The 7,679-nt window shown below is 33.7% G+C and carries 8 protein-coding genes; 7 read left to right on the top strand and 1 reads right to left on the bottom strand.

The window, feature by feature from the left end:
* The first annotated feature begins 229 nt into the window (after positions 1-229).
* From FLB_RS00570 to FLB_RS00550, 5 genes are all read left to right on the top strand, one after another.
* A complete protein-coding gene (locus tag FLB_RS00570; protein ID WP_064714013.1) occupies positions 230-760 on the top strand; it encodes a hypothetical protein in 531 nt (176 codons plus the stop codon).
* Positions 761-762: 2 nt separating this feature from the next.
* A complete protein-coding gene (locus FLB_RS14195; RefSeq protein WP_157490498.1) occupies positions 763-909 on the top strand; it encodes a hypothetical protein in 147 nt (48 codons plus the stop codon).
* A gap of 248 nt (positions 910-1,157) precedes the next feature.
* Positions 1,158-1,667, top strand: a complete 510-nt coding sequence (locus FLB_RS00565; protein WP_064714012.1) for a DinB family protein — start codon at positions 1,158-1,160, stop codon at positions 1,665-1,667.
* Between the two features lie 577 nt (positions 1,668-2,244).
* The gene (locus FLB_RS00555; protein WP_064714010.1) at positions 2,245-2,667 is read left to right on the top strand and encodes a Fur family transcriptional regulator; all 423 of its coding nucleotides are present in this window, start codon (positions 2,245-2,247) and stop codon (positions 2,665-2,667) included.
* A 48-nt stretch (positions 2,668-2,715) separates the two neighbouring features.
* On the top strand, positions 2,716-3,318 hold the full coding sequence (locus FLB_RS00550) for a methyltransferase family protein (RefSeq protein WP_064714009.1): 603 nt from the start codon (positions 2,716-2,718) through the stop codon (positions 3,316-3,318).
* A gap of 173 nt (positions 3,319-3,491) precedes the next feature.
* Here the strand turns inward: FLB_RS00550 and menD are convergent, their stop codons facing one another.
* The gene (menD, locus tag FLB_RS00545; protein WP_064714008.1) at positions 3,492-5,150 is read right to left on the bottom strand and encodes a 2-succinyl-5-enolpyruvyl-6-hydroxy-3-cyclohexene-1-carboxylic-acid synthase; all 1,659 of its coding nucleotides are present in this window, start codon (positions 5,148-5,150) and stop codon (positions 3,492-3,494) included.
* Positions 5,151-5,288: 138 nt separating this feature from the next.
* Between menD and FLB_RS00540 the strand changes: the two genes are divergently transcribed.
* Positions 5,289-5,786: a GNAT family N-acetyltransferase gene (locus FLB_RS00540; RefSeq protein ID WP_064714007.1), complete on the top strand. Its 498-nt coding sequence runs from the start codon at positions 5,289-5,291 to the stop codon at positions 5,784-5,786.
* A 625-nt stretch (positions 5,787-6,411) separates the two neighbouring features.
* Entirely contained in the window at positions 6,412-7,359 is a 948-nt protein-coding gene (locus tag FLB_RS00535) for a tRNA dihydrouridine synthase (protein WP_064714006.1), read from the top strand.
* Positions 7,360-7,679: the final 320 nt, after the last annotated feature.

Here is a 7,679-nt window from a genome sequence, read left to right as displayed (position 1 = left end):
TTTTTAGTAACTCTAAGTTATGCTTTTACATAGATGCTACAACGGATTTGGGCAAGAGGCTTAATGGAAAAATGGTCTTGTATTTGGGATGATTTTGCAAATCCGAAGAATAGGCTTAATTTAGTCCCAAACCCGCTGTAGTGCCAAGACGTTGTAGGATATACGTCCAAAAAACCGCAAAAACCATCGAATCTTTTTAGAATTAGATTATATTGATTAATTTAGCTGAATGGATAAAGATGCAGAAATAGGTTTAGATTTTATAATTGATAAACTAACAAACTCAATTGAAAACGTGATTACTGGAGACAGTTTTCAGACTGAAATTTCCATTCTTCAAAACTCTGATTTAAAATCTGTAACAAAGAAAAATGGTTGGCTTTTTAATTGGAGCGAAGAATATAAAAATCCCGTTAGAGATATTTATAAACTTACAATTTCGGGAAACTCTAAAATCATTCAAGGTCTTGTCAGTTTAGAAGTCAAATCTGACCACGTTTATATGCATCTTGTTGAAAATGCTCCATTCAATAAAGGACAAACAAAAGTTTACGCTGGTGTAGCTGGAAATTTAGTTGCATATGCTTGTAAGTTATCATTTCAGCGTGGACACGATGGAAATGTTTCTTTTCTTTCTAAATCACAATTAGTTGAACATTACGAAAAAACATTAGGAGCATTTCATTTTGGTGGTAGAATTATGATAATTGAAACAAAATCAGCACTGAAATTAATCAATAAATATTTTCAAAATAAATAATTATGAAAACTAAAAAATTAGATTTAGAAATTGATACTATTGGAGGATTAAGTTCTTTAACATTGTCCGAAGAAAAAGCTTTGAGTGACTTCTTTAAAAAGAAAAAATCAACAAAAAAGGCAACGGATAAAAAGAAACTTAATACCTAAAAATGTACATCCTACAACACACGCTACAAGCAATTTGGGCATTTGGCTTAATGGAAAAATTGGTTTGTATTTGAAAGATTTTGCAAATCCGAAAATAGGGCTTAATTTAGTCCCAACCTTGCTACCATGTCAAACCTTATGCGTCATTTTAGTACAACCGAGATAAACAACCAAATGATTTTTTCAAATTTTAAACCTAATTTTATATCAATAATAAATATAATTTTCTAACATTAAAATTAAAAAAAATGATTAAACAAGCCTTCCTTAGCGAATTTCAGCACGAAGCCGAAAGCACAAGAAAACTACTTTCAATGATTCCGGACAGTGCATTGGAATATCGTCCACAACCGCACCTTTGGTCAGTTGGAGAATTAGCATCACACATTGCTGAAGTATATAATTGGTATGAAGATACTTTTAACAGTGATGTTTTCAATATGGACCACTATAAATATGATAAAGGCGACATCAGTAAAGCATCCAATATTGTAGAAAAATTTGAAGCTAATCAGAAAATGGCATTAAATGCTATAGAAAAATCAGACGAAGCTCAATATATGAACCCTTGGTCAATGAGTGCCGGTGGAAATATATTTTTTGGACCAATGCCTAAAATACAAGTAATTAGAGGTTTTTTATACAATCACTTGTACCATCATAGAGGAGAACTTATTTCACATTTAAGAGCTACGGGTAACAAAGTTCCATCTTTATATGGTCCAAATTATGAAGAATCTCAACAAATCGGGCAATAATTTAATCAATGATCCTAAAAGTTAAAGGCTGATTTTTTTAACCTTTAACTTTTTATGTTTACCGATAAATTTGGAATAAAAAGGATGGTAAATTTAGATATGCAGCAACGTGAACATTATAAATGCTCCCCATCAGCAGTTTACAAAAATGGCGGTTTTTGGACTTACTTTGAAATTGCTTTTGTACTTACCAAGTCAGAATTTAATCGAAAATTGAGACTTCCTTGTCTTTATTCTTCTTCAAACTTTAAAACGTTATTAAACAAATGATAAAAATGGCAACTCAATAGGAAAGCTGATAAAAATCTCAAATTGTAAATAAATGAATAAGAATTTCTAAAATGCATTTATGGTTTATGGCGTTAACGTAAAGTATTAAGAAAGAAGTATAAGAGGCTTTTATGCATCTTGTATTTTTGGGACAGAAACCAAAAATACTTTTCACCGGAAATTATTTTTTTTAGTTTAAATCAATTATATTTACTCAAAAAAACACCAAAAAAACAACGCTTTTAAGATCAACTGCCCTTAGCATTCAACATAAATCCCACCAACAACAGACTGTTGAATAGAAAAAATGAACCCCAACATTGTAAACAAATTAGTTAGTAAAAACACAAAGCCGACAAGTATGCGGATTTTGGTTTATGACTTCCTTTCCTCTCAAAAAACGGCCTTATCTTTATCAGAAATTGAGAGTTATTTTCAGTATGCCGACAGAATCACAATATACCGTACACTAAAAAAATTTGAAGAAAAGGGGATTATTCATAGTATTCAAGAAAACAACACTACTAAATTCAAACTATGCAATGACGAATGTAATGAAAACACTCACAGAGATTGGCACTTACATTTTTACTGCAAAATATGCAAACAAACCACTTGTAAAGAAGATCTTATTTTACCCAAAAGTATAAAAGGAAATTTTAGAGTTGATGAGGTTCGTTTTTTTGCCAAAGGAATATGTGAAAACTGTCTAAGTGAAAGTTTGCAATAGGATTGCATTATCCCTCGTTTTATTTTTGTGCCATAAAATTAAAAACGTATGATCATAATTTTGAGAATGGCATTACCAATATACTTCATTATTTATTTTGGAGTTGCCTTTGTTTTAAAATCAGTTGTAGTTGCAAAACGAATAGGAAAAAATCCACTTGTTTTACCTAAAGACGACAGTGCTTATGGACTTATTGGTTGTTATTTCAAGCTGACATTGCTAGCAATGTTCATTTATGTAATTTCATTTGCTTTGTTTCCGACTTGGCACGACCACTTTTTACCAATTGCGGAACTTAACCTCGAGATAACAAAATATATTGGACTTGCAGTACTTCTAAGTTCGTTGGTATGGACAATAATTGCACAAGAAGAAATGAAAAATTCTTGGCGTATCGGCATTGACAAGGATACAAAAACAGAATTGGTAACAAGTGGACTTTTTACGATATCACGAAATCCAATTTTTTTTGGTATGATTATGAGTTTATGCGGGCTTTTCTTGGCAACGCCAAACGCATTGACTGCCTTATTTTTGATTTTAGGTTACGTTCTTATTCAAGTGCAAATCCGACTTGAAGAAGATTTTTTGACCAAAGAACACGGACAGAAATATTTGGACTATAAACAAAAAGTAAGACGACTGATATAAAAAGTAAAGCCACTAACACTACTCCTATGTAAAGCATCATAAAGCTATCCAGCAGTTTTTATAGGCATATTTCATGGTTAGTTTTTAAGTAAAAAATTCAGTACCTAAAAAGACCTCTTAATTTGATGTTTTTTTGTTACTTTAGTATTGTAAACATACTAAAAGTCTCCAAATCAAATCAACTCTCTGAAATATTGCAATAAGATTTTATCGTTTTCAACCGTTGGGGTAAAAATTTCTAATAGTTGAGGTTTTTCATTTTGCTGGAATAAGTTAGTAATAGCCTCATCTAAACTTTCTGCGTCTGTCGCTTTGCTGTATGCTAAACCATACATTTTAGCTAAATGCTCTGCTGTTAAGTGATGTGAGGTTTCGAAGAAAGTATTAAAAACCGGAGTTTCATTATGTCCAGGCAAGATTCTAAAGATGCCTCCTCCTCCATTATTGATGAGAATGATTTTAAAATCTTTCGGAATATAATTGTTCCAAAGGGCGTTACTGTCATAGAAAAAACCAATATCACCACCTATAAAAACGGTAGGTTTTCCGTTAGCCACAGCAGCGCCAATCGCAGTCGACGTACTTCCGTCAATACCGCTGGTTCCTCTATTACAAAAAACCTCAATAGAAGGGTCAATATCAATCAACTGAGCGTATCGAATGGCCGAACTGTTACTGATTTGCAACTGTGAATTTTTAGGTAAATTAGAAATTACTTTATCAAAAACCATAAAATCACAAAACGGCATTTTCGACACATACCAATCGTGTTTTTGTTTGCGCAAATATTTCACGTGTGCTAATTGTGATGAATACGTGCTCTTTACTTTTTGTGCCAAAGGATAAAATGCGCTAAAAAAGGTATTCGGATGCACTTCAAAATGATGCGTCAAAGCACCAAAAGTATCATAAGCTCTCAAAGGATCGATGTGCCATTGCTGTTTGGGTTTGTAGTTTCTTAAAAAAGCTTTGATGCGCTTTGACACCACCATTCCTCCAAAAGTCACCAAAATATCGGGTTGAAACTCCTCGAAATCTTCTTTTGTAAACGGCGTAATAATTGTATCGATATTGTTGACAAAACTAGGATGATGAATATTCGAAGTCGTTTCAGTCATCACTATAATCGAATCGTCATTCGCAATCACGTTAATCGACTTCGCATTGGCATCCAAACCACTCACGCCTACTAAAATCATTTTCTTTTTGGAGGCATTCCAAATCTCCGCAAAAGGCGTCAAATCGCCCAAAGGTTTATCAACTGTAGCGGGAATGGTTGCGTCGATATGAGCATTTACGGTAAAAGCTTCTACCGTTTCATACAATGGTTCTTCGAATGGCGCATTGATATGCACGGGACCTTTTTGGGTAATAGAAGCGTTAATTGCTTCGTTGATTTTTACATCATTTTCGAAAGAAGCGTCTTCGGTTAAATTGGCATTGTATAACGAATGATTCAGGAAAACATTTTCTTGACGAATCGTTTGTCCGTCGCCAATGTCAATTTTACTTTGTGGACGGTCTGCCGAAAGTACAATCAGTGGTATCTGACTATAAAAAGCCTCTGCAAATGCAGGATAATAATTCAGTACTGCCGAACCAGAAGTACACACCACAGCCACAGGTTTTTGCGTTTGTTGGGCGATTCCCATCGCAAAAAATGCAGCGCAACGCTCATCGGCAATGCTATAACACGTAAAATCAGGATGACTCGCAAAACCAATCGTTAAAGGAGCATTTCGAGAACCTGGAGAGATAACTATTGTTTGAATTCCTTTGGCTAAAAAAATTTGAAGTATGCTTTGTGCTAAAGGTATTTTGGGATAAACCATTTTTGAAGTTGGAAATTAGATGTTAAAAAAGTTAGAAGTTATACTACTTTAACTTAAGCAGCAAAGTTACAAACTTGAGTACCGAAAACCTTCAAAACGCATCAATTTTTCCTATTTTTGGATAGAAATACTTTAAAAATGAAAATCGAAATCAGACCCTACCAAACCGAAGATACACAAGCCATATTGGACATCATCAACTATAACATTTTGCATTCCACCGCTTTGTATGATTACAACATTCGGACGTATGAACAACAAAAAGCGATTTTGGAGGATAAAATTGCCAAAAACTTCCCTGTAATCGTAGCTGAAGCAGATGGGCAAGTGGTTGGTTTTGGCATGTATAGCGAGTTTCGATTTAGAGAAGCCTACAAGTTTACTGTCGAACATTCTGTTTATGTAGCCAATGAATTCCACGGAAAAGGAATTGGAAACCTACTCTTAGCAGCATTAATTACTTTGGCCAAAGCCCAAAAACTCCACACGATGATTGCAGTTATCGATGCCGAAAATCAAGGTAGCGTGTTGTTTCATGAAAAATTCGGATTCAAAACAGTGGGCCTCATCAAAGAATCGGGCTTTAAGTTTGATCGTTGGTTGCATTCGGTATTTATGCAATTGATTTTGGAATAAAGTAGTTTTATTTTGCCACGAATTCACAAATTGTTTTTTATCTATTCGTGCTAAATAATAGCCACGAATGCACGAATTATTTTTTTTATTGAATTAGAGGTAATTACCCAGTTATTTTTCTTTCAATTGGCTCCAGCTTTAGAGTTATGAAGATTGTTTTAATATCTAGTTTGAATTGACTCCAGCTTTAGCTGGAGTTAAAAGGGTTGATTCTATTGGCTTTAGCCAAATAAAAGCAGCTAATTTTGGCTAAAGCCATTAATTTTAACATTCAAATTTTACCTCTCCAACTAAAGTTGGAGGCAATTAATGTCTAAAAAAATAACAGAATAGCTACAAATTAGAGTAATCTGGCGACTTCGTTTTATTTTATCAATTCGTGAATTCGTACTAAATAATAGCCACGAATTCACGAATTAAATTTTAAATTCATGGCTAAATAACAACACAATTTTTTAAGTTTTCTTGAATTTGAGTAATCTCTGAAATTCTTTTTATTTTATAAATTCGTGAATTTGTGTCTAAATAACAAATCCCGTTATATTCATGAATTCGTGGCTAACAGAAAACAATTAATGAGTCGCCTTCCGCTGGAATGACTTATCTTTGCAGCTTTATTACGACTATGAGTTTTACATTGCTTTCTTCACCTTTACAAGGTTTCACCGATTACCGCTTTCGAAATGCACAACAAAAATATTTTGGCGGTATCGACACTTTTTATTCGCCTTACATTCGATTGAATGGAAAATTGGTTATCAAAAACTCCTATCACAGAGATTTACTTCCTGAGAATAATGATACGCTTGAAGTAATTCCGCAAGTAATCACGAACGATGCCGAAGAATTTTTATTTGTTGCCCGCTACGTAAAAGAATTAGGGTACAAAGAACTCAATTGGAATTTAGGTTGCCCCTACCCGATGGTGACAAAATCAGGTATGGGTTCTGGACTTATCAGCAATACCGAAAAAATCAATCACATACTCGACAGGGCGCATACCGAAACGGATATTATTGTTTCAATGAAAATGCGTTTGGGCTATGAATCACCACAAGAAATACTAGACGTCCTTCCTATTTTGGACCAATATCCTATAAAAAACATTGCCATTCACGCTCGTTTAGGAAAACAATTGTACAAAGGAGGTGTCGATTTGGAAGGGTTTCAAAACTGTATTGATAACACAAATCATAAACTATATTATAACGGAGACATCACTTCGGTGGCGCAATTTCAAAAGATGCAGCAACGTTTCCCAAGTATCGACCACTGGATGATTGGTCGCGGATTAATTGCAGACCCTTTTCTTCCCAATATGATCAAAAACAATACTTTGGAATACCCAAAAAACAAAATGGAAGTGTTTAGTCAGTTTCATGACACACTTTATGAAGGCTATAGCGAAACCTTGTCTGGGACTACTCATATTTTATTGAAAATGCACCATTTGTGGGAGTATTTTTCGGTGCTTTTTTCTAATCCCCAAAAAGTGCATAAGAATATCAAAAAAGCCAAAAGCATCAAAAATTATGAAGCTACTGTAAAAGAAATCATAGCTAAAGAGTCGTAATTTTACCGCAAATTCGCAAATTATATTGTGTTTCATTCGTTTAAAAATGGAATACGGATGACGCCATAGTAATCGCTTTTCAAAAAGTAGCCACGAATTCACAAATTGTTTCCATAATACCATCGAAATAGATGTAAAATTTCTCAAATAGTAGGGTTTTAAGAATTTGCGGAATTAGAACTTCATTAAAATCTGGGTTTAATTAGTGAATACGTGGCAAAAATAAAATTTGCGAATTTGCGGTAATTTTTTTTCAAAAATTTCTCTTTATTTCAAAAAAAAGAGCTTGCCAAAGCAAACTCTTTTTCAAATTAAATTAC

It is taken from the genome of Flavobacterium succinicans (genome assembly GCF_001662485.1).
Classification (GTDB): Bacteria; Bacteroidota; Bacteroidia; order Flavobacteriales; family Flavobacteriaceae; genus Flavobacterium; species Flavobacterium succinicans_A.
Note: the sequence above shows the minus strand (reverse complement) of the source record. Positions and strands in the feature narration are given on the sequence as shown.